The sequence below is a fragment of the Vibrio caribbeanicus ATCC BAA-2122 genome (assembly GCF_000165125.1).
GTDB classification, from domain to species: Bacteria; Pseudomonadota; Gammaproteobacteria; order Enterobacterales; family Vibrionaceae; genus Vibrio; species Vibrio caribbeanicus.
The window spans coordinates 1-21299 of record NZ_AEIU01000108.1 but is presented as its reverse complement, the minus strand read 5'-3'; the positions used below and the strand labels follow the sequence as shown (position 1 = coordinate 21299).

Genomic DNA, 21299 nt, shown 5'->3' with positions numbered 1-21299 from the left:
GACAGAGTTCCTAGTGGGTTATGCGTGAGTATTAAGCCAATGGTCAGATTGAGATTGGTCACTGTGTTCGCTCAATTTCGGATGAGCAGCATGAATATGAAGAGAGTCTTCGTTGCTAGGCTGATCTGAATGAGATTGTTGGTCACGCTCTGTGCCTACATTGACATCAACATGAACAAAGTTCTGATCTTGAAGTTCTGCGCGCAGTCGTTCAGACACTTGGTTTAGTGCTTCTCGTGTTGCCATACTGCTGGCATTAAGTTGAACATTGAGACGATCACCTTCGACTCTAACAATCAGATCCAATTTCCCAAGGTCAGGAGGGTCAAGGCGAATTTTCGCTTCTTGCAGATTTTGTTGAGCCTGAAAAGAGACTCGATCATGGAGAATTTGCAGCATCTGTTGGCCCCACTTGCTTGCTTGTGGATCGACTTTAACCGACGCCCACTCGCTTGATATTTGGGCTTTATTCACATTGGTAGCAGAGTGAGTGGGCAGACTGTTTGAGAGTCCCTCTCCAGCTTGCGAAGTGTTAAAGGCCTGAGCAGTGTGCAGATTAGCAACGAGAGGTTTTGACTCTATGTTGATGTTTGTACTTGATTCCATTACGTTCAAAATTTGAGGATGATGCACTGACGTAGTGGACGCTCTAGACATTTTGGACGTTACATTGCTGTCTTGTACATGGCGAGAACTAACGAGTTGTCCACTTTGTTCATGGAGTGTTTTTCTCGCCAATTCATTGCTTTGTTGTTGGAGTATTCCTGAGTGGTGAAAGCCGGTCTTGTGCTCGCCTTCTGGTGGTACACTCAATTTGTCTTGATAAAATGGAGTTTCGACAGAATCTACCTTCTCGGCAGACTCTATCTTCTCGTCTGATGTATTGTGAATTGCTTCAGCCTGCAATTGAAATGAAACGATTATGTTAGTGTCACCACTGAGCGAAGTTTTTTGAATAGTTGATGGTTGGCTTCCTTGTTGTGAACCTTGCTTAAAACCAGTGGGTATTGGAGATGTATTATTCATTTAGATGTCCACTCTCATTGCGAGCTGATATGCTTGTGCTCGCTCATGTTGGGAATCCATCATGTTGATATCAGATTCCATTTCACTGATCGCCTCATTGAGTAGGCGAGCAGCCTGCTGATGTGCCAAGCGTGCTTCGTTTATTGCAGGAGCAAGACGGGGATCACTTAGATAGGCCTGATGTGTTTCAAGCAGGTCACGAAGCTGTAAATCGTAGCGTTTAATCCCAAGCCAGTCCTGAGTTTTCGTCGCGGTCTGAATTAACTGAGCGAGGTGACGAAATCGCTCTGGTGAAACTTTAAACGTGCTGACCAAAATTGACCCACCCTTCTCGAATGTTGTGCATGACTTGTTCAACATTGGCTAACTTAGCCAGGTCGTTGCTGATACTGGCGCGATAGAGCTCCACTTGACAAAAGTCATACAATTGATGCAAGTTTTCCGCAATTTCGCTGCCACTCTCGATATCTAGGGCACTGTCAAGGCCGACGAGGATATTCATGCAGCGATTTATGCCTGCGCCTTTTTCCGCTAAACGTTTTTCTGTCACGTGGCCACGTACACGCTCGAGCTCATCGAGAAGACCGTCGATCAACATAATCACGAGCTGGTGAGGGCTTGCCGAAGCGGCTTGAGCATCTAAATCAACCTGCTGATAAGATTGATAACCTGAATCCATTAACATACAAGGTCTCCTTACATTGACTAACCAAACAACGACATGGTTTGATTCATTTGGCGCATGAGGGTATTCATTTGAGTAAACTGTTTTATGTAGCGGTCGTAGGACATTTTGTACTTTCTATCCAGAGCCACTTGTTTGTCTCCGACTCGACTGATGCTTTCTTGGAGTGAGTCTTTTCTTGATTTGAACAGTCCGGAGGAAAATTGTAGGTAAGGGCTAATGGCCTTATCAATTGAGTCAAGTAATTGGTCGTCACCATTAAAGAGGTTTTCTAACGCACTGCTTTTGTTTAATTGGGCTTTTTCGAGCTTATCAGCATCGATTTTCATTTTGCCATTTCGGTCAATTTCGATACCAATTTCATTAAGGCGCAGCCCTGAAAAACTTCCTCTGACAATAGACTTAAGTTGGCTCTCAATGCCTCTAAGCGTGGGGTCGTTGGCTAAGATAGGACGCTTTTTATCTTCACCTTTAACTTTGGAATACTCATTGACTTTGGACATTAGGGAGTTATAAGCCTCGACAAATTTATTCAATTGCTCTTTGGTCCCTGATTTATCCGCACTGATGTCCATGCCAATGGCGCTATCACCACTTTTCTGAGCTTTATTGAGCGTAATATCTACACCTTCGATCGCGTTGCTAAAGGTATTTTTGCTTTCGGTAAGCTTGAGACCCGTGTTTTTAGCACCGAGCCAAATCACCGCATCTCTGGCTGGACTGATTTCTTTAAGCGATGCAAAAGCACTCTCAAACCAAGCCTCTCCAGTCCCTGAAGCAGTGACGTTGATGGAATTTTTTAGGCCAGTTTTTTCGCTAGCGAGCATAAAGTGGGTTTTGCCGTTGGAGCGAACTAGGGTTGCGTTGACCCCCGGGTTATCGGGGTGATTGTTAATCGCTGAGTTAAGGTCAGCGATGGTTACGACGCCATCACCGTCTGAGTCGATGCTGCTAAGATCGAGAGCTAAAGTTTCGCCATCAACCGTAAAACTTAGAGTCCCCGTTGTTGGTACTCGAGTTGTTGCTTCGAGGTCGTCTGGCATCCCGGTGGATACTTGGTGAGCACTAGCAACTTGTTCAACAAATATTTGATAACTACCCGTCAGAGCTTTAGAGTCGGCGCTGGCGGAAAAAAAACCATCCTCAGTCGTGGATGCTGTATTTTTGATGATGCCGCTATCGGAATTATTCATCTCATTAACCGAGGTTCTAAATTCGCGAAGTGCCGACTCAATTTTACCAAAAGCGCTCAATTTATCTTGATACTCTGACTTTTGAGTGCTGTATCTTTGCTGGAACTTTTGTGTCTCAATGGTCGCTAGTTGCTTTGCCATTGTTGCGGGGTCGATTGAGCTCATGTCCATACTCCCTAAAAATGAGGCTGCGTGATATTGAGGCTCACACCGCCTAAACTCGTTTCTTTTATCTATTGAGCAAAATGAGTGCCATATATATTAATGTTTAAAATCAATAGCTTGTTCGCGATTTGGGTATTTTGCGGAAGCTTGGCTTCCTTAGGTAAAATTCCCTCATTTCCTCTTTGTTTCAGCCCGACTCCTTGCTATTTCATGTGTCCTTCATGAGATAAAAACTAAATACTTCAGTTGAAAAAAAGGGCCTCCCATAGGAAGCCCAACCACTGGAGTTAAATGTCAGCGTATAGCAAAGGTGAATCTCACCAAATTGGATTAACGGAGCAGTGAAATTGCCATACCTGTTAGTTGGTTGGTCTGAGATAGGACAGTTGTACCTGCTTGCATCAACATTTGGTTCTTGGTCATATTTGATGATTCAACTGCGAAGTCGGCATCAGTAATACGACCTTTCGCTGCCGCCATATTTTCTGAGATATTGGATAGGTTGTTGATGGTGTGATCAAGGCGGTTGATATTTGCACCCAATGCAGAGCGTACCGTGTTGACTTTGTCGAATAGCCCCTGAACAACGTCAATTTGGTCGTTTGCAACCGTGTTATCTGTTAGGGCAGCTATATTGCCAGTACCGCCAACTGAGAAGTCGAGGGCGGTGATACCACCAGAAAGGTCAACCTCAAGTTTCTCGTTTTTAGAAGCACCAATTTGGAACGTTACAGCACTAGCTAATTTACCGCCTTTAAGCAAAAGTTGACCAGCTCCGTAGCTAGTATTATCTAGGATACGCGTCGCTTCTTTTGCCAACTCACCATATTCTGCGTCGAGAGCTTCGAGCTCTTTGGCTCCATTAGTTCCGTTCGCGCCTTGAGTAGCAAGATCTTTCATTCGGTAAGCTATGTTAGTAAGCTCTTCAAGGGCACCATCAGCCGTTTGTAGCATTGAGATGGCATCTTGCGAGTTACGCATCGCAACACTCATACCACGATTTTGTGATTCTAATTTATTGGCAATCGATAGACCCGCTGCGTCATCTGCTGCAGAGTTAATACGGTAGCCAGTACTAAGGCGCTCCATTGCACTGGTTAGCATGCCGTTTGTGCTGTTTAGTGTGTTTTGTGTTACGAGTGATGCATAATTAGTGTGCATTGATAAAGCCATCTTCGTCTCCTTCGTTTCTCTCAATACTTAGATGTAAGCTTCAGGGTTTCCCTGGCCACTAACAGGAGGCGGATGGCAGTCGGAAAAGATTAAGCAAAAGGTAAATAATTTTTTATTTTCGCGCTACTTTGACTCAATAAGGTGATGTTAATTCCAATTCAGACTTGCTGGGCGAGCCATTTTGGTTAAGCCTTTGATTTCTTGGATGGGCCAACAAGTTTTTAGCTTGTTGTCTTACCTTTCAAGCAAGCCACTCGCACTGATTAAGGTTACTCAGGCATATTTTCATCTAAATGACGAAAAGACAGAGAAGTAGGAATATCACTAAAATAGCCAAAATAACAATGAGCACCAAGAAGCTTATATTGGTTAAGCTCAGTTTGTGTTGCAACGCGACTGGCGACCCATTTAAGTTTGTGGCGTCTGAGTAGCTTGACAATGGGTAAGAAGGCCTGCCGATCTTGTTTCTCTTTCAATGAGACAGAAACTTTTACCATATTGGGTTTCAAGGTGATTAACCGTTCGAAATGAGCATAGGGTGGCGAGACTTCTAACCAAAAGGTGTGCGCGTACTCTTCAATTTTCTCCAAAAGAGGAGCGATAGATTCATACGACTCAGAACTAGGGTAGATCTGAAGAGAAGGAATGACATGGATAAGCGCTTTTTTATGATGAGCGAAGAGCTGTGATAGAAAGTACTGTCCCGGTGCCCACAATAACGCATTGAGCTGAATAGGGACGACGACATTACTGATGAAATCTGGATGAAATGTTTCAATTTGAAAGCGTGACTGTCGCAGTGCCAGATAAAAGCTAAACAGGTCTAGGCAATACTTTATCTGAGGCGAAAGCTGATACTGATATACGCTTTGCTCTGCGTTTTCTCCAAAGCGCAGCGTCAGGTGTTGATAGATAACTTCACCAGAATGGGCCTCGCGGATCGCCTGACAAGCATGTTTTATGTCGTTATGCTGCAGCGCTTCAAAAAGCAGGATATCGTCATCTGTTTCTAGGTTGTCTTTAAACAAGCCGATAATATAGCGATACACTGCTTGATGTGAGTTTAGATTAGCCAAGATTACCTACCACATTTATTTGTCTATTTTCAGGAATTTCATTGTATGAGAGCACCGCCAAACCTTGGGCAAATGCTCTCGCATAACGGCCTATAAGAGGGCGAAGCTGTGGCATAACAATCAGTACGGGTGCTAAGCCTTGTTGTTTTAGTTGCTGTTTGATCAGGGGCAGATTTTGCTGAAATTGATCGAGAATATTGGGCTCGATTGGGAAACTGTCGAGCATAATATTGCCGCTCGCTTGTGCTTGCTGCATTGAGCTCAGTAGCATCTGTTCTAACTCGTCTGAAAGGGTATAGACTTTGAGTTCAGATTCCTGCCCAGCAATGAGGTTGACCAGAGTGCGCCGCAGTGCGCAACGTACGTCGGCAGCCAGTAAAATTGGATCTTTAGTATTTTCGCTCGACTCCAGCATGGTATTGGCAATGGTCCTGATGTCTTGTAGCGGAATTTGATCGAGCAACAGTTGACGAAAGACTTTAAGTTGCTGGCTGGGGTTCAGCGCCGTGTTCATGGCCTCAGCGAGTTTGGGGGCTTGTTGAGTGAGCCTTTGGGTCATGGCCTCTACATCATCATGATTGAATAGTTCAGCCAGATGCTGTTTGATAATCTTGCTGATATGAGTCGCGATAACGGTTCCATCGTCGACCACTTGATAGCCCATATTTAATGCTTTGGCTTTGTTACTGTGCTCGATCCAAATGGCAGGCAGTTGGTAGGCAGGATCGCTGCCTATAATACCGTCAATCTCGCCATAGGTTTTTCCGACCGCTATAGCCATAAGGCGGTCAGGCTCGATTAAGCCTTGCTCTAGTACTTCACCGTTGAGCGAAATAGTATATTGGTTGGGTTTAAGGCTGAGGTTATCGTGAATATACACTTCAGGAAGTAGAAAGCCAATTTGCTCTGATAAGTTGCGCCTTAGACCCCGAATTCTTTGGCTAAGTGGTGCGCCTTGCTCTTTATTAACCAGATGAACCAATCGGTAACCGAGCGCAAGAGACAGGGTGTTGACATGAGGAAGGTCTTGCCAAGTCAGAGAGGTTTCTTCTTGAGAAATAACCTGACTTAATGCCTCAGAGTGTTCAAACGTATCATCTTGGATAGGTTTTTGTTTTTGACGCCAGCCTGCAAAAGCAACAACCGCAGTAAAAGTAAAAAATGCCAAGTGTGGCATTCCTGGTACTAAGCCGATGACGAACATGACAATGGCAACAGTAAAAAGGGTAGCCGGGGAAGCAAGCAACTGTTTGTGCATGGTTTCGGACATGGCACTGTCACTGTCGTTAATACGTGTGACAATAATGGCAGCTGCTGTTGCGAGTAGTAGTGACGGTATTTGTGCGACTAATCCATCACCGATAGTCAGAAGTGCGTAGGTTTTAAATGCTTCTGATGCTGACAAACCATGCTCGAATACCCCAATACTGATCCCGCCGGTAATATTGATAAACAGGATCAAAAGACCCGCGATGGCATCACCTCGAACAAATTTTGATGCACCGTCCATCGAACCATGAAAATCGGCTTCATTGGCGACCTCGCGACGACGAAGGCGAGCGGATTCTTGATCGATCAGGCCCGCATTGAGATCGGCATCAATGGCCATTTGTTTACCGGGCAGAGCATCCAAAGTGAACCTTGCGGAAACCTCAGAAATTCTTTCTCCACCTTTAGTGATCACCACAAAGTTTATGATCATTAATATGATAAACACTACCATACCGACGACGTAGTTACCGCCAATCACGACTTCTCCAAAGGCTTGAATAACTTTACCTGCTGCGTCACTGCCATTGTGGCCTTCAAGTAATACCACTCGTGTTGAAGCAACATTGAGTGTCAGTCGAAGTAAAGTCGCGACCAATAAAATTGTCGGAAAAATAGAAAAGTCTAGAGGGCGCTTGGCTGTTGTGCTCACCAACAAAACCAAAATAGCCAATACAATATTAAAGGTAAACAGGGCATCTAATACAAGAGCTGGCAAAGGCAAGATAACCATGGCGAGTATCATGAGTAATACCAATGGAATACCAATTAAACCTTTGGTTGTTGTCTTTAATTGTGTAAGCCGTTCGAGCATAAATTTGATGTCCTTGAAAAATTCTTAATCAGTGTTGAAGGTGCTTGGGAATCACGAAATGGGGTAAAGCCACAGGCTTATCTCCTTTACCAGAGCGAAATGATTGAATTTGCATCACGTAAGTAAGGATATGTGCCACCGCAATGTACAACTGGCTCGGGATAGCCTGTTCGATAGCGGTGGTGTGATAGATTGAACGAGTCAGAGGTGGAGAATGAATGATTTCAACTTGATTGTCTCTGGCAACACGCTGAATATGCATAGCTGTTTCATCAATGCCTTTGGCGACGACAAACGGGGCATCAGAAATGCTAGGGTCGTATTTTATCGCAACGGCATAATGTGTTGGGTTGGTGATGACCACATCTGCGGTAGGAACCATTTTGTCGACTTTGCGTCTTGAAAACTGTTGTTGTATCTGACGAATACGTTGTTTTACTTCAGGTCTTCCCTCGTTGTTTTTATACTCTTCTTTTAGCTCTTGTTTGGTCATCTTGAGTTCTTTAAGGTGCTCCCAACGCTGATAAGGGATATCAATCAGCCCAAACACCAATAAAGCGATGCCCATAAGAATGAGTCCGTCGAACAAGATGTTCATAATTTGAATACTACCTTGTTCTATCCCCAGACGTTGCATACCCAGAAGCGGCTGTAAATGATTGTTTAGATATAAATAAAGAATGGTAAAAATAACCGTGACTTTTAAGGCTGATTTAACAAGCTCAACCACTGAGCGAAGTGAGACGATTCGTTTGATGCCCTTAATCGGATCTAGTTTACTCATTTTAGGCATGAGGTTCGCTGGTCTAAATAACCAGCCGCCCAAGATAAGACTGCTCGCCATCGCAATAGACAAAATGACAATAAACATAGGAATAAAGAGCTCAATCAGTATGCCTAAACTGTTGCCGAAATGTTCTATGGTCTGGTAGGGGTCGGCTAGATCTTGTTTGGTTAGCCTCATGTTGTATTCAAAAGTGCCGGCAATCTTTTCCCAGATAAGCGACATCTGACTAGAAAAATAAATCAAAACAGCAAGAAAAATGCACGCTGCGGTGAAATCTTTGGCTCGTGGAATTTGTCCTTCACTGCGCGCTTTTTTTATTTTTTGTGCGGATGCCTGTTCGGTTTTATCTTGAGAAGTAGACTCGCTCATAGGGCCCCCACAAGATATTGATTCAGATGACGCAAGGTATCGTTAACCAACTCTGCGTATTTGTCCGGAACGCCAGATATGGAAATCAGGATACTAAAGAGTCCAAGTAACATGGTCATTGGAAAACCTAATGCATAGACATTGAGTGCGGGCGCTGCTCGATTCATGACGCCAAAGCTAATATTGGCAAGTAACATAGCAATGATAGCGGGCAGAGCTAACGCAACGGATGACGCAAACATCCAAGTCATCAAGTGAACTAGGTTAGTTAGAGAAAGTGCCGATAAGCCAGAGCCAACCGGCCAGATAACGAAACTTTGTACTAAGACATCAATAATGATCAGATGGCCTTCGAGAGACAAAAAAAGTAGCGTACAAAAAATCAGAAATAGACGACCTAAGATCGGAACTGACAACCCATTAACAGGGTCGTTCATGATCGCCATACCTAAGCCCATCTGCATGGAAACAATTTGTCCAAGTGTAGTAAATACCGCAAAAAGAAAGTGCAAAATAAGGCCAAAAAATAGGCCCCAAAGCACTTGTTCTAATGCTAAGGCAATAGCAGAAAAAGAGATCAAATCGACCTTGGGCATCGCAGGCATGAGAGAGGCTGAAACAACCACGATGGCAAGCGCAAATAGACTTCTTACCCAAACGGGTATCAAGGAGTCACCAAAAAATGGCATGGAGATTAATGCGGTTCCAATTCGGAAAAACGGCCACCAAAGCTGGCCAAGCATTTGGGATAGATCGGCAAATGATAAGCTCATTATCCGATCATCCCAGGAATGTTATGAAACAAATAGTCGAACAAGTCCATGATTTTACGCAGCATCCAATGGCCTGCGAAAATCACCATAAGTAATGTAACCAGCAAGCGAGGCAAGAAACTGAGCGTTTGTTCATTGATTTGTGTTGCAGCCTGAAAGATAGCGACGCCGAGACCAACAACCAGTCCTGGGACGACCAAGACGGCAACTATGGTGATCACAAGCCAAACAGCATTAGAAAAAAGAGTGACAGTCATTTCAGGTGTCATATTCAGCCATCCTTTAGCCAAAACTTGCTGAGAGCGTGCCAACAGTCATGGCCCAGCCATCGACCAGCACAAACACGACCAGCTTGAAGGGCAGAGAAATGATGAGTGGTGATAACATCATCATTCCCATTGCCATCAGTACACTGGCTACAACAAGATCGATAATCAAAAAAGGGATAAACAACATAAACCCAATTTGAAACGCAGTTTTAAGTTCGCTTATAACAAATGCAGGCAATATGACCGCGAAGGATATGTCATCAAGACTTGTATCCATTGGTTCATTCGCGATTCGCATCATTTGTTCGAGCGAATTTTGCTGGGTTTGCCGAAGCATAAATTGACGCACAGGCTTTTCCGCAATAGAGAAGGCCTGGCTTAAAGTGATGGTTCCAGCTTCATAGGGAAGAAAAGCATTTTGATGAATGTCGCTCCAAACTGGACGCATAATGAGTAACGTGAGTGCTAAAGCGATGCCAACCAGAACTCGGTTCGGTGGGCTTTGTTGCAGACCTAACGCTTGGCGCAGTATGGCTAACACAACAATAATTCGGGTAAAGCTGGTAGCCATGAGAATAAAGGCGGGCAAAAAGCTCAGAGCCGTCATCAAAAGCAATATTTGTAACTTGACGCTGTATTCCTGTTGTGTCTCTCCGTCAGTAACGGAAAATAGGGTAAGACCACTATCACTTGCAATTGCAAGAAATGGACAAAGCAGCACTATCCCACCGATTATTGCTATCCAACCTTTGTGAAACCGTTTTAACATCGTTTGAGCCTATTCAAATGCTGCAGACAGTGTCTCGTCGACAACATCAATTAGGCGCAATCCGTATTTGTCGTTAACAACCACAACTTCGGCATGACCCATGAGTGAACCATTGACCTTTACATCAAGGGGCTCTCCGTTCATTTTGTCCAATTCTATAACACTGCCCTCTCCGGCTTTCATGAGATCACCCAGTGCCACTTCTTTGCTGGCAACCTCAAGAGTGACCGTAACTGGAATATTTTTGAAGAAGCTCAGATCTCTTTCCGGTAGGGGGGTATACGCGGGTTCAGACAGATTTTCTTCCAATTGAAAATCATCGAAGTTCAAATCGTCGCTATTGAATTGGTTGTTTTCTGAAGAATCGCTCATGTTTGGGGCTCCTTGTCGTTGCTAATAATAAGAACTAGCTGACTGTCTCTTTCGGCTACTCGCCCGCGAAATAGGTACTCTTCTCCTACATGTGCAGGCGCGGTAGATGAAAGGTCAATCGGTAAAATATCATTAGGTCGCAATGATAAAAGGTTACTGAGTGGCATGGTTTTTTTACTCAGCACAATGTTCAATTTGATCGGGGTTTGAGTTAAAGACAAGCAAAAGTCTTCATACATGGATTCATTCGGGGTCAGTTCTAACTCGGCAGAGAGAGTATCGATCAGTTGTTGGTCGAGAAAGATATCGATAACGCCATGAGCTTCCTTGGTTGTGATCATCAGTTGAACCCAGATACCTGTGCCGACAAGTGTCGCAGATGAAGTGGGAGTCCACATTGTGCTTGGAGCAAGCCAATTAGCGACCTTTTCCCCTATGGTCTCTTGAAGGCGGATATCGCTATTACTGATTTTTTCTTTCGATCTTTGAGTGTTTGCATTGTAAAAGTGATCGGCAAGCATCATTAGTAGTGTTTGCTCACTTTTTATATGTAGACAACCACCAGATTGGTGTTTAAATATGCAACGTACACCTTGTTGAATATCATCACTATTAAAATGATGAACCGAAACATATTTTAATTTTGTATCAACACGCTGTTTTTTTAACCATTTCTCGAAGTCATAACTAAGGTCCGAACATGATTGAGAAATCAAACTTTCTAAATTTTCCCGAATGATATGAATTGGCTTTCCTAATGACTCAACATTTACGTTTTCATAATCATCAATAAATGCATCTGGTCTGTTCAACATTTGTATTTTACCTTGCTCTGACAAAGTCTATCATTAGTTTTTTACCTTAAAAAAAGACTAAATACATATATGTTTTGTATATAAATAAGTGTTATTTATAAAATATGTGACTTTAGTTCACATGTTGATTTAAGCTTATAATTAGCACTTCTATTCAAAAAAAAAACAGGTTAGTTTTCGGATGTATTAATAATTTTAGGAAGAAGTAAATAACCTCTTTTGATAACGAGACAATTAAATTTGATTCATATCATTTATTTCTTTTCTATTGTTGGCTTTACTATCAATATTAGCCATTTTTTTGATGAGCGTTTATTTTTTGACGATAAGTGATTATTTAATTTTTATTCAGTGAGGTTTGATTTGAGAACATTATTTTCAATATTAAGCTTTGTTACCATATTTGCATATGCAGAAGAGAATTTTTCTATTCCAATGGATAGGGTTAATTGGAAATACTCAGGTAATAAAAAGATATGCGAATTAGAATATAATGACTCTCTATATGGGAAGTTTTATTTCCGCTCGGAAGAAAGAGATAAAGTGAACTTCACAATAAAATATTCAGCATCAAGCCACCTTACTAATGAATCAGCATTATTCAGTATTTCTTCTCCTTATAATCAAACAAAATTAAAAAATAAAATTAGCCGCACAAATCCTGATAATAAGGGGGAGATCCTTTTCCATCATGGAATAAATGAACTTATCAGAGATATTCAGCAAGGTGCATGGATTTCAATTGAATTCTATGACATTAAAGGCGGAGTAAAAATACGTCTTTCCATACCCACAGTTCGTATTCAGAATACAATGAAGCGTTTCCTCGCTTGTCACGATGAACTACCCAAAATGTCTTATTCACAAGCTAGAACGGTCGATTTGTTCTTTGCTTCAGGCAAATCCTCACTCTCATCCGAGCAGCGTGAGACTTTGAGTGCTTTTTATAGCTACATCAAGGTCGCTGACAACATAAATCGCATCTTGGTTGATGGATATAGTGATAGTGCTGGATCAAGTGTGGTTAATCTTCAACTCTCACGTCAGCGGGCTCAGGCAGCCGCAGATTATCTTCAATTTTTGGGTACGGAGCAAAATCTCATTGAGGTTCGCGCTCATGGAGAACGGTACCTGTTTAATAACAATGCCAGTAATAGCGGGGCGAAAAACCGTAGAGTTACGCTACGTTTGGTTAGACAAGATGAGTCAGTGGTAAAAAAACATGACCGGCAATAATAAGGAAAAAGGTTCGATAATGGCAAAGACAAATATTTTGTTGGTTGAGCCAGTAGAAGGTAATGCTCGTCCAATCATTAGAGACTTAGAGCGAGATGGTTATGCGGTAGCTTATTGCCAAACGGGGCGTGAGGCGTTGTTGCAAGGTTTACCAGAGATTACCTTGGTTAGTGCATCGTTACCAGATATGTGCATAAGAGACTTTATCTGTTCTCAGCAAAGACAAAATAAGCAAGGTGTGACCATTGCAATTGTCGACCAAGATCAAGCGATGTTTGCAGCAGAGGCGATGAAAGTTGGGGCAACGGATTATCTGTTACATCCTTTTGAAAGCCAGCAGCTCCTGAGCTTGATTCGTCGTGTTGAGGCATTGAGAAAGCCGGTTGCGAACATTGTTGCTGAGTCTTGGAGAAGTAAACAAGTCCTGCAATTGGCGCATCGAGCAGCATCGACGAAAGCGAGTGTTCTGATAACTGGTGAATCAGGTACAGGTAAAGAAGTCCTTGCTCGTTACGTTCACGAGCAATCGAGTCGAGCTGAGCAACCTTTTCTTGCCGTTAATTGTGCAGCAATTCCCGAGACAATGCTTGAAGCTGTGCTCTTTGGTCATGTTAAAGGTGCATTTACAGGGGCCACGCACTCTCAAAGTGGTAAATTTGAAGAAGCAAACCATGGCACCATTCTTCTTGATGAAATTGGTGAGATGTCTCCCGCATTACAAGCCAAATTTTTACGAGTTCTTCAAGAAAGAGAAGTGGAAAGGGTAGGCAGTCATAAAGCGATAAAGTTGGATATTCGTATTATTGCCGCCACCAACAAAGATTTGCGTGAGGAAGTGAAAAAGGGAAGGTTTCGCGAGGATCTGTATTACCGACTCGATGTTTTACCTCTTCATTGGCCTCCACTTAGAGATCGTAAAGAAGATATCCTGCCAATTAGTCAGTTTTTTATTACCAAGTATCAAGAGGGAACAGAATGTCAACTCTCTCAAGATGCGATGGTTGCACTTTGTCAGTATCACTGGCCTGGCAATATCCGAGAATTAGAAAATGTCATTCAAAGAGCATTAGTAATGCGTCACGGAGGCATGGTCACCGCTAACGATTTAATGCTACCTGTTGACCTTATCACTCCAATTTCAACGCCCATCGAAGAAGAGTCTATGGGACATGTTGAAGTGAAAAAACGGGCTGAGTACCAATATATTCTTGAAAAATTGCGCCAGTTTGACGGCAATCGAACCAAGACGGCAAATGCGCTTGGGGTAACAACACGTGCACTGCGCTACAAGCTAGCGGCAATGCGTGAGCAAGGTATTGATTTACAGTCAGCCTTGGGTTCCGCAGCTTAATAGGAGAAAAACAATGACTAGTCAGCTTTTAACTAATGTGACGAGTGCTGAGCAGATGATGTTAAGTAAAATGGCAGCAATGCAATCAAAAGTTCAGCCCGAATACGTCATTCGCCCTCAACTCATGCAAGGGCAACTTATGGTACAACCGATGTCTTTCTCAACCACATTGAACCGAGTACTTAATGTTGTGAACCGGCACCAAGCTGTTGCGAGTAAAAAAATGACGGCCGTTGAACTCGGTGAAAGCGATGATCTGGTTGGTGCTATGATCGCGAGCCAAAAAGCAAGCCTTTCTTTTGACGGTCTTATGCACGTGAGAAACAAGCTCGTTACCTCCTTTGAAGATGTCATGAAAATGCCGGTGTAAGCTATGTCTGAAATTTCAACCCAAGTCCATCCTACCATGGATGTAAGTCAACCTTCCCGTAGTTCAGTCCAGACTCGCTCATTGGATGATTACAGTGCGAAAGTAAAGTCGCTTTGGTCCAGTAGCCAGCGTAACCTTGTTTTATCGGCGGTTCTAGCCGCGATTGTGGCAGCAATTATTGTGGTGGCTTTGTGGAGTTCAACACAAAGCTTTCGTCCCTTATACAGCCAGCAAGAAAGTTTTGATACGGGTGACATTATTTCGGTTCTTGAAGCAGAGAACATCAATTATCGTTTACAAGAACAAAATGGGCAGGTTCTTGTTCCAGAGGGGGAAGTGGCGCGGATCCGAATGCTACTTGCAGCAAAAGGTGTCAAAGCAAAACTCCCCATGGGTTTAGATAGTCTTCAAGAAGATAGTTCACTGGGTACCAGCCAATTTATAGAAACTGCTCGTTATCGTCACGGTTTAGAAGGAGAATTAATTCGTACTATTATTTCCCTAAACTCAGTCGCCAATGCTCGGGTTCATTTAGCGATTCCGCGTCAAACGCTTTTTGTAAGGCAAGACCGTGAAGCCCCATCCGCGTCGGTTATGCTTGAATTAAGACCCGGAGAAGAACTCAACTCCGAGCAAGTCGAGGCGATTGTTAACCTCGTTGTCGGCAGTGTAACTGGAATGAAGCCTGAACAAGTCTCAGTGGTGGATCAGTACGGTCGACTGCTGAGTGCCGAAATTGGCTCGGAACAGGCAGGGAAAGTCAATGCAAAGTATCTGGAGTATCAAAAAAACGTTGAAAAACAGATCATTCAGCGTGCTTCGGATATGTTGACGCCGATCTTAGGGCCTAGCAACTACCGTGTTCAAGTTTCTGCAGACATGAACTTTAGTCAAGTAGAGGAAACTCAGGAGATCCTTGATGCGACTCCAGTAGTGCAAAAAGAGCACACGATCACTAACAATTCGGTTGATCAAATTGCATTGGGAGTTCCTGGGACGCTCAGTAATCAACCTCCAGTGACAGGAGAAGCTCCGACTCAAGATAGTCAAAACACCAATGCGCGTGCAGAAATAAATCGTCAGTACGCGGTTGGTAGTAGTGTACGTAGAACTCAGTATCAACAAGGAAAAGTCGAAAAATTGAGCATGTCGGTGCTGCTCAATGAATCCGCAGCACCGGATGGTCTTGCGTGGACAGATGATGAAAAAAACCAAATATCGACGATGTTAGCTGATGCGGTGGGAATCACGAATGATAGAGGGGACAGCCTAAGTATTATGAGCTTTAGCTTTACTCCTATTTCCATTGAGGCTCCTGTATCACTACCGTGGTGGCAAGACCCGACAGTTCAACAGCCAATGCGTTATGTTATTGGTGGCATGTTGGGTATGGCGATGATCTTCTTCGTTCTTCGCCCTTTGATTATGCACCTTACTGGAGCGCAGAATCAAAATCAGTCTGATGATTCGGTTGCTCCTCAAGATGAGCCAAGTTATGACAATCTACAAACTCGAGCCGAAAGAGAGCGAGAAGAGGTGCTTAATCGCAAACTGTCTGAACGAGGGATTGAAGCTTCCAATGGGTTGGACGTGGGGAATGACATGCTTCCACCAGCAGGTTCACCGTTGGAAATACAGCTAAAACACCTTCAACTGATCGCTGATGAAGAACCTGAGCGCGTTGCCGAGGTTCTAAAACAATGGGTAAATGAAAATGAACACAACAGAGTCGAACCATCCAATGACACTTAATCATGTAGAGCAAACCGCTTTGGTTCTGCTTGGTATGGGCGAAGATGCTGCAGCAAAGGTGTTACGCCATTTCAGTCGCGATGAGACTCAACGTGTCACTAAGGCTATGGCCAAGTTGAATGGCATCAAGAGTGAAAGTGCAAATCAAGTGATTCAAACGTTTTTTGATGACTTTCGTCAGCATAGTGGTATTCGTGGTGCTTCAAAAGAGTACTTATCAAATACATTAAGGAAAGCGCTAGGCAATGATTTAGCAAAGGGACTTTTGAACGATCTTTATGGTGACGAAATTCGAAACAATATGCAGAGACTTCAATGGGTTGAAGCTGAAGTTTTGGCAAGATTTGTCGTCAATGAACACCCACAAATGCAGGCGATATTTCTCGCTTATTTACCCTCTGAAACCAGCTCTTTAGTGTTGAAGTATCTGCCTGAAGATTATCATGATGAGCTTCTTTATCGCATTGCACGATTACAAGATATCGACCATCAAATTGCCTCTGATCTTAACGCTCTTATTGAACGCTGCATTGAACAAGTGTCAACCAGTCAAAGTGCTCCTTTATCAGGTGTAAAACAGGTCGCTGATATTATCAATCGTTTCGATGGTGACCGAGGATCGTTGATGGAAATGCTCAAGTTGCATGATGAAGAAGTCGTGAGCGAAATAGAAGAGAATATGTTCGACTTCCTCGTTCTTGGCCGTCAGAGTGAAACTACTATGGACAGACTGGTACAAGAGGTACCTCTGGACCTATGGGGAACTGCCCTAAAGGGTGCCGAAATTACACTCCAACAAGCGATCAAGCGCTCTATGCCCCAGCGTATGGTGAAAGCACTTGAAGATGATATGCAAGCACGAGGTGCCGTTCCTCTCAGTCGAGTGGAAAGAGCTCGACTGGATATTATGTCAATTGTTCGTGAGCTCGATGAGTCGGGTGAAGTTGAGTTAATTCTTTACGAAGAACCAACGGTGGAGTAGTGCCATGTCATGGGGTAAAACAAATAGGCTTGATTCAAAATTGTACGGTTACCGATTACATCGATTCCCTCCTTTGGCTCAGGATACAGTTAGAGATGATCAGATCAGTGATCAAGAGGGCTGGGAAGATATTAAGGTAGATGTTCAGCAACGATTGGATGAGGGCTATCAGGTAGGCCTGGATAAAGGCCACCAAGAGGGACTGAAACAAGGCCTTGAACAGGGCAAAGAAACGGGGCTTTTAGAGGGACAAAAAGAGGGTTTTCAACAAGGGTTTGTCTCGGGTGAAAAGTCTGGAAAACAAAACTTTCTCGAAGCGGTGAAGCCCGTCAACGAGCTTTTTCATAAACTGTCGCAATGGCAATTAGAACGAGAGCAGCAGCAGCGTCACCTTATCTGTGATTTGGTACAAAAAGTAGCGCAGCAAGTCATTCGAGCCGAGCTGACTTTGATGCCGCAACAAATCCTCGCCCTCGTCGATGAAACTCTAGAGGCCATGCCTGGCAAAAGCGAAAAAGTCACCGTTTATCTCAATCCCCTAGACCTTGAACGCATTTCTCAAATTAATACAGAGTTACCCAAAACGTGGAAATTGGTTGCCAACAAAGAACTGCCAACAGGTGGATGTCAGCTTGTAACTGAAGAAGCAGAGGCTGATGCGAGCAGTGATTCGCGCTTAGAAGCCTGTATGGATAGTGTTAAAGATCATCTCCTTAATGAATCAAACCGTCTATCGGAAGAGAAGGGTGATGAATAATATATTATCGTTTGATCTATTATCTGAGCAAACCAGTGAGGCGATAGCTTCACTCAATTCCATACCTGTGGCGAAGGTAACTGGGCGTTTGGTCAAAGTGAATGGTTTGATGCTCCAAGCAGTGGGTTGTCGATTTAAGCTTGAGCAGCGATGTATGGTTGAAACTGCAGAGGGGAATATGATTGAAGCTCAAGTTGTGGGATTTGATCATAACATTGCCTACTTGATGCCTATTCGGCGTTTGGGAGGATTGTTCGCGGGAGCAAAAGTTATCCCTCTTGATGGTGATAGTACGGTTCAATTAAGTGATAAGTGGCTTGGCAGAGTTTTGGATGGCCTTGGTCATCCCCTAGATGATGATGGAAAAATTATTGGTGGTGAGAGAGTTTCTCTTGAACCACGCAGAATTAACCCTCTTAAACGTCGCCCAGTGGATACGCCACTCAATGTGGGAATAAAAGCCATTAATGGGCTTATTACCGTAGGTAAGGGACAAAGAATAGGTTTGATGGCAGGAAGTGGCGTCGGCAAAAGTATTCTCTTGGGAATGATGTGTAAAAATACTGAAGCTGATGTCATTGTTGTTGGATTGATTGGTGAAAGGGGAAGAGAAGTTCGAGAGTTTATTGAGAAAAACTTAACTCCAGAAGCCAGAGCAAAGGCTGTCATTATTGCTGCCCCTGCAGATGAGTCGCCACTGATGCGCCTCAAGGCAACACTACTTTGTCACCGAGTGGCGGAATACTTTCGTGACAAGGGTAAAGATGTACTTTTGATGATGGACTCATTAACACGGTATGCGATGGCGCAACGAGAAATTGCACTTTCTCTCGGCGAGCCTCCAGCAACTCGTGGTTATCCACCCTCTGTGTTTAATATCTTACCTCAGCTGTTAGAGCGGGCAGGAAATGCAGAGAATCCCCAAGGTAGTTTGACGGCTATCTACACCATACTTGCTGTGAGTGATGACCAACAAGATCCTGTTGTAGACTCAGCCCGTGCAATTTTAGATGGGCATATTGTTTTATCTCGTCATTTAGCAGAGCAGGGGCATTATCCGGCCATTGACATAAATGCTTCAATTAGCCGTTGTATGGGAACATGTGTTGAAACAGCACACCTTACTTTGGCGAGTGAGTTCCGTCGGCATTATTCTGCTTACCTTCAAGTTAAAGACCTGATCCCCCTTGGTGGCTATCAGCCAGGTCAAGATCCCGAATTAGATCGATCGGTCGGTTTGTATCCCATCCTCAGTGAATACCTAAAGCAACCCCAAAATTCTTCGGTGAATTATCATGAGAGTTTAGTGGAACTCGCCAACATATTTAAGAGTTAACGAGCTTAGTTATGAACACAAAACTTCAAGCAGTACAAAAATTTTATACATTGGAGAGTAAGCGTCATGACATTCTCATTAAGCAGCTTGCGAGCTTACGTCAAAAGCAGCGAGATGCAGAACAGTATATTGAAAGCCTTATAGGTCTGAGGCGTCACCTTTCTCACGTGAAAGATACGACCTTATTTTCTCATCAAGAACATTTGATTAATCGGCATCGTGCGAACTTAATGGTTAGTAAGTACATTACCCATCAAGAGAATGAGCAAGCGATTAAGAAAGCAGAAAATACAACCCTAGAAAAACAGCTTATCGGGAACGAGGCGAGGCTAAAAGGCCTAGAAAAGGTGATGGAGAAGTGGCATGCCGAAGATTTAGCTGAGCGAGATTACGCAGAGCAAATAGCCTTGGAGGAAGCGGTAAACAATATTTTAGCATGTAAAAGGTGCTAATTTTTATCGTTTTTATAACGCTACCCAAGCGACCAATGTGCTGAGTGCATTAAATATAGAATCGATATATGGAACAAATCCAGAGAAGTACAAATTTTGTTGTTTGTTTGGCTTTTGGGCTTGGTAAAATCCTCACGGTGGTGTGAGTAGACTAGATAGGTCTTTGAGTTTTATGGCAGTAGACGGCTTTACAATATCTATCTCAGGGATAAAAGGGACAACACATTTTTCGTTGTCCTATAGTGCAGTACGTAGAATTAAATGCCTTTTTGTTTTTATTCTGGGGCTTTTTGGTTTGTTGCTGGTTCTTTTATCTCTTTTTGCTAATGATGCTTCTTCATCTGAAAAAGCACGTGAGTTGGCGCTGCAAAAAGCGATGTTGTTAAAAGAGAAGCTAAAACAGTCGCGAGATTCACATGCGTCTCTCAATGATAATTTGAACCAAAAGCAACAAGACCTTCGGTTTTTCTCGGAAAAGATCAGTGATATCGAGTCCGCACTTGCACTATCAAATGTTGAGCTTGATTTGAAATCTAGAGTGGGGTTAGTTGGTTTAAATGTCGCTGCGAGACATCAGATCTTACAAAGGATTCCCAATGGTAGGCCAGTAAAAAACGGTCATTTGTCGTCACGTTATGGTAAACGCTTACATCCAGTAAAAAAGATTCGCGCTATGCATCATGGTATCGATTATGCGGTAAAATCCGGCACTCCCATTTACGCCACAGCAGACGGGATTGTCGAAACGGCGCGTAAAAGCAACATGGGCTCTGGAAACTTTCTGAAAATTACTCACTCATTTGGTTTTACCTCTTCTTACTCACACTTACAGGGCTTTGAAGTGATAAAGGGTGAGTATGTTAGAAAAGGTGACCTAATAGGGTATACAGGAAATACAGGCCTGTCGACGGGAGCTCATCTTCATTATGAAATTCGATTAGTAGGTCGTTCTCTTGACCCTCTTCCTTTTGTTCGATGGGAAATGAGAAATTTTGAGTCAATTTTTAATAAGAATAAGGAGATAAAATGGGATTACTTGGTAAACAAAATAGAGTCACAAATAGCCCTTGCTCTCAAACTGTCATCGCGGAAGGTACCTTCATCGAAGGACAACTCAAATTGGCTTGTAACCTCCATATCGACGGACAGATAAAAGGAAGTGTAGAAACATCAAATTCGGTAACAATCAGTGTTAATGGTTCTGTTGAAGGGTCCATAAGAGCTGAAAAGCTTATTGTCAATGGGCGCTTTGTCGGCGATGTTTATGTTAAAGACTTAGAAATCCTCGAAAATGGCCGTTTGGAAGGGGAAGTTTCTGCCACTGACTTTACCATTCAGAAGGGAGGGGTATTTTTAGGGAGTTCAAAAAACATCAAAGCAGAGGAAGTCGTAGATCTTGGTTCAGTGAAAAATGTCACTAAGGCCAAAGAAAGTGCTAAGACCAAAAAAACCGAGCAGTGTGCCTAAATGAACCGTGTTTGGATACAAAAAAAAGAGAGACGTATTAG

The 21299-nt window shown here is 43.3% G+C and carries 23 protein-coding genes; 10 read left to right on the top strand and 13 right to left on the bottom strand.

Annotated elements, in window-relative coordinates; all coding sequences use genetic code 11:
• Nucleotides 1–18: 18 nt before the first annotated feature.
• From RH40_RS21115 to RH40_RS17605, 13 genes are all read right to left on the bottom strand, one after another.
• Nucleotides 19–1026 (bottom strand): flagellar hook-length control protein FliK, encoded by a 1008-nt coding sequence (locus RH40_RS21115; RefSeq protein ID WP_009603047.1) that lies wholly within the window; start codon nt 1024–1026, stop codon nt 19–21.
• Entirely contained in the window at nt 1027–1341 is a 315-nt protein-coding gene (locus tag RH40_RS17660) for a hypothetical protein (RefSeq protein WP_009603046.1), read from the bottom strand.
• The gene (gene fliS, locus RH40_RS17655) at nt 1325–1711 is read right to left on the bottom strand and encodes a flagellar export chaperone FliS (RefSeq protein ID WP_009603045.1); all 387 of its coding nucleotides are present in this window, start codon (nt 1709–1711) and stop codon (nt 1325–1327) included. The genes RH40_RS17660 and fliS overlap by 17 nt, the downstream gene beginning before the upstream one ends.
• A 20-nt stretch (nt 1712–1731) precedes the next feature.
• Nucleotides 1732–3069, bottom strand: a complete 1338-nt coding sequence (fliD, locus tag RH40_RS17650) for a flagellar filament capping protein FliD (protein WP_009603044.1) — start codon at nt 3067–3069, stop codon at nt 1732–1734.
• 330 nt (nt 3070–3399) lie between these two features.
• Entirely contained in the window at nt 3400–4242 is an 843-nt protein-coding gene (lafA, locus tag RH40_RS17645; RefSeq protein ID WP_009603043.1) for a lateral flagellin LafA, read from the bottom strand.
• A gap of 269 nt (nt 4243–4511) precedes the next feature.
• Nucleotides 4512–5318, bottom strand: a complete 807-nt coding sequence (locus tag RH40_RS17640; protein ID WP_009603042.1) for an EAL domain-containing protein — start codon at nt 5316–5318, stop codon at nt 4512–4514.
• A complete protein-coding gene (flhA, locus tag RH40_RS17635) occupies nt 5311–7401 on the bottom strand; it encodes a flagellar biosynthesis protein FlhA (protein WP_009603041.1) in 2091 nt (696 codons plus the stop codon). The genes RH40_RS17640 and flhA overlap by 8 nt, the downstream gene beginning before the upstream one ends.
• A 28-nt stretch (nt 7402–7429) precedes the next feature.
• The gene (flhB, locus tag RH40_RS17630) at nt 7430–8557 is read right to left on the bottom strand and encodes a flagellar biosynthesis protein FlhB (RefSeq protein WP_009603040.1); all 1128 of its coding nucleotides are present in this window, start codon (nt 8555–8557) and stop codon (nt 7430–7432) included.
• The gene (fliR, locus tag RH40_RS17625; RefSeq protein ID WP_009603039.1) at nt 8554–9330 is read right to left on the bottom strand and encodes a flagellar biosynthetic protein FliR; all 777 of its coding nucleotides are present in this window, start codon (nt 9328–9330) and stop codon (nt 8554–8556) included. The genes flhB and fliR overlap by 4 nt, the downstream gene beginning before the upstream one ends.
• Nucleotides 9330–9599, bottom strand: coding sequence for a flagellar biosynthesis protein FliQ (fliQ, locus tag RH40_RS17620; RefSeq protein WP_009603038.1), 270 nt, complete (start codon nt 9597–9599; stop codon nt 9330–9332). The genes fliR and fliQ overlap by 1 nt, the downstream gene beginning before the upstream one ends.
• Before the next feature lie 13 nt (nt 9600–9612).
• Nucleotides 9613–10368, bottom strand: a complete 756-nt coding sequence (fliP, locus tag RH40_RS17615) for a flagellar type III secretion system pore protein FliP (RefSeq protein ID WP_009603037.1) — start codon at nt 10366–10368, stop codon at nt 9613–9615.
• Between the two features lie 9 nt (nt 10369–10377).
• Nucleotides 10378–10740 (bottom strand): flagellar motor switch protein FliN, encoded by a 363-nt coding sequence (gene fliN, locus RH40_RS17610; RefSeq protein WP_009603036.1) that lies wholly within the window; start codon nt 10738–10740, stop codon nt 10378–10380.
• A complete protein-coding gene (locus RH40_RS17605) occupies nt 10737–11555 on the bottom strand; it encodes a FliM/FliN family flagellar motor switch protein (protein ID WP_009603035.1) in 819 nt (272 codons plus the stop codon). Before RH40_RS17605 ends, fliN begins: the two co-directional genes overlap by 4 nt.
• Before the next feature lie 363 nt (nt 11556–11918).
• Here RH40_RS17605 and RH40_RS17600 point away from each other — a divergent pair, with 363 nt between their 5' ends.
• The 10 genes from RH40_RS17600 (at nt 11919) to RH40_RS17555 (ending at nt 21258) form a co-directional block, all read left to right on the top strand.
• Complete coding sequence (locus tag RH40_RS17600) at nt 11919–12791, top strand: OmpA family protein (RefSeq protein ID WP_050790463.1); 873 nt, start codon at nt 11919–11921, stop codon at nt 12789–12791.
• Between the two features lie 19 nt (nt 12792–12810).
• Complete coding sequence (locus tag RH40_RS17595; protein WP_039954943.1) at nt 12811–14142, top strand: sigma-54-dependent transcriptional regulator; 1332 nt, start codon at nt 12811–12813, stop codon at nt 14140–14142.
• A 13-nt stretch (nt 14143–14155) separates the two neighbouring features.
• Nucleotides 14156–14512, top strand: a complete 357-nt coding sequence (gene fliE / locus RH40_RS17590; RefSeq protein WP_009603032.1) for a flagellar hook-basal body complex protein FliE — start codon at nt 14156–14158, stop codon at nt 14510–14512.
• A 3-nt stretch (nt 14513–14515) separates the two neighbouring features.
• The gene (gene fliF / locus RH40_RS17585) at nt 14516–16264 is read left to right on the top strand and encodes a flagellar basal-body MS-ring/collar protein FliF (RefSeq protein WP_009603030.1); all 1749 of its coding nucleotides are present in this window, start codon (nt 14516–14518) and stop codon (nt 16262–16264) included.
• Nucleotides 16227–17246 (top strand): flagellar motor switch protein FliG, encoded by a 1020-nt coding sequence (locus RH40_RS17580; protein WP_009603028.1) that lies wholly within the window; start codon nt 16227–16229, stop codon nt 17244–17246. The genes fliF and RH40_RS17580 overlap by 38 nt, the downstream gene beginning before the upstream one ends.
• A 4-nt stretch (nt 17247–17250) precedes the next feature.
• Nucleotides 17251–18003, top strand: a complete 753-nt coding sequence (fliH, locus tag RH40_RS17575; RefSeq protein WP_009603026.1) for a flagellar assembly protein FliH — start codon at nt 17251–17253, stop codon at nt 18001–18003.
• Nucleotides 17996–19339, top strand: a complete 1344-nt coding sequence (locus RH40_RS17570; protein ID WP_009603025.1) for a FliI/YscN family ATPase — start codon at nt 17996–17998, stop codon at nt 19337–19339. The genes fliH and RH40_RS17570 overlap by 8 nt, the downstream gene beginning before the upstream one ends.
• Nucleotides 19340–19350: 11 nt before the next feature.
• Entirely contained in the window at nt 19351–19791 is a 441-nt protein-coding gene (locus RH40_RS17565; RefSeq protein WP_009603024.1) for a hypothetical protein, read from the top strand.
• A 142-nt stretch (nt 19792–19933) separates the two neighbouring features.
• Nucleotides 19934–20944 (top strand): M23 family metallopeptidase, encoded by a 1011-nt coding sequence (locus RH40_RS17560; RefSeq protein ID WP_241209908.1) that lies wholly within the window; start codon nt 19934–19936, stop codon nt 20942–20944.
• Nucleotides 20911–21258 (top strand): bactofilin family protein, encoded by a 348-nt coding sequence (locus RH40_RS17555; protein WP_009603022.1) that lies wholly within the window; start codon nt 20911–20913, stop codon nt 21256–21258. Before RH40_RS17560 ends, RH40_RS17555 begins: the two co-directional genes overlap by 34 nt.
• The last annotated feature ends 41 nt before the right edge of the window (nt 21259–21299 follow it).

What these genes read in the sequence shown, in the direction of transcription:
- RH40_RS21115 (WP_009603047.1), bottom strand. Translation starts at nt 1,026, where the DNA reads ATGAATAATACATCTCCAATACCCACTGGTTTTAAGCAAGGTTCACAA.
- fliS (WP_009603045.1), bottom strand. Translation starts at nt 1,711, where the DNA reads ATGTTAATGGATTCAGGTTATCAATCTTATCAGCAGGTTGATTTAGAT.
- fliD (WP_009603044.1), bottom strand. Translation starts at nt 3,069, where the DNA reads ATGAGCTCAATCGACCCCGCAACAATGGCAAAGCAACTAGCGACCATT.
- lafA (WP_009603043.1), bottom strand. Translation starts at nt 4,242, where the DNA reads ATGGCTTTATCAATGCACACTAATTATGCATCACTCGTAACACAAAAC.
- flhA (WP_009603041.1), bottom strand. Translation starts at nt 7,401, where the DNA reads ATGCTCGAACGGCTTACACAATTAAAGACAACAACCAAAGGTTTAATT.
- flhB (WP_009603040.1), bottom strand. Translation starts at nt 8,557, where the DNA reads ATGAGCGAGTCTACTTCTCAAGATAAAACCGAACAGGCATCCGCACAA.
- fliR (WP_009603039.1), bottom strand. Translation starts at nt 9,330, where the DNA reads ATGAGCTTATCATTTGCCGATCTATCCCAAATGCTTGGCCAGCTTTGG.
- fliQ (WP_009603038.1), bottom strand. Translation starts at nt 9,599, where the DNA reads ATGACACCTGAAATGACTGTCACTCTTTTTTCTAATGCTGTTTGGCTT.
- fliP (WP_009603037.1), bottom strand. Translation starts at nt 10,368, where the DNA reads ATGTTAAAACGGTTTCACAAAGGTTGGATAGCAATAATCGGTGGGATA.
- fliN (WP_009603036.1), bottom strand. Translation starts at nt 10,740, where the DNA reads ATGAGCGATTCTTCAGAAAACAACCAATTCAATAGCGACGATTTGAAC.
- RH40_RS17605 (WP_009603035.1), bottom strand. Translation starts at nt 11,555, where the DNA reads ATGTTGAACAGACCAGATGCATTTATTGATGATTATGAAAACGTAAAT.
- RH40_RS17595 (WP_039954943.1), top strand. Translation starts at nt 12,811, where the DNA reads ATGGCAAAGACAAATATTTTGTTGGTTGAGCCAGTAGAAGGTAATGCT.
- fliE (WP_009603032.1), top strand. Translation starts at nt 14,156, where the DNA reads ATGACTAGTCAGCTTTTAACTAATGTGACGAGTGCTGAGCAGATGATG.
- fliF (WP_009603030.1), top strand. Translation starts at nt 14,516, where the DNA reads ATGTCTGAAATTTCAACCCAAGTCCATCCTACCATGGATGTAAGTCAA.
- RH40_RS17580 (WP_009603028.1), top strand. Translation starts at nt 16,227, where the DNA reads ATGAACACAACAGAGTCGAACCATCCAATGACACTTAATCATGTAGAG.
- fliH (WP_009603026.1), top strand. Translation starts at nt 17,251, where the DNA reads ATGTCATGGGGTAAAACAAATAGGCTTGATTCAAAATTGTACGGTTAC.
- RH40_RS17570 (WP_009603025.1), top strand. Translation starts at nt 17,996, where the DNA reads ATGAATAATATATTATCGTTTGATCTATTATCTGAGCAAACCAGTGAG.
- RH40_RS17565 (WP_009603024.1), top strand. Translation starts at nt 19,351, where the DNA reads ATGAACACAAAACTTCAAGCAGTACAAAAATTTTATACATTGGAGAGT.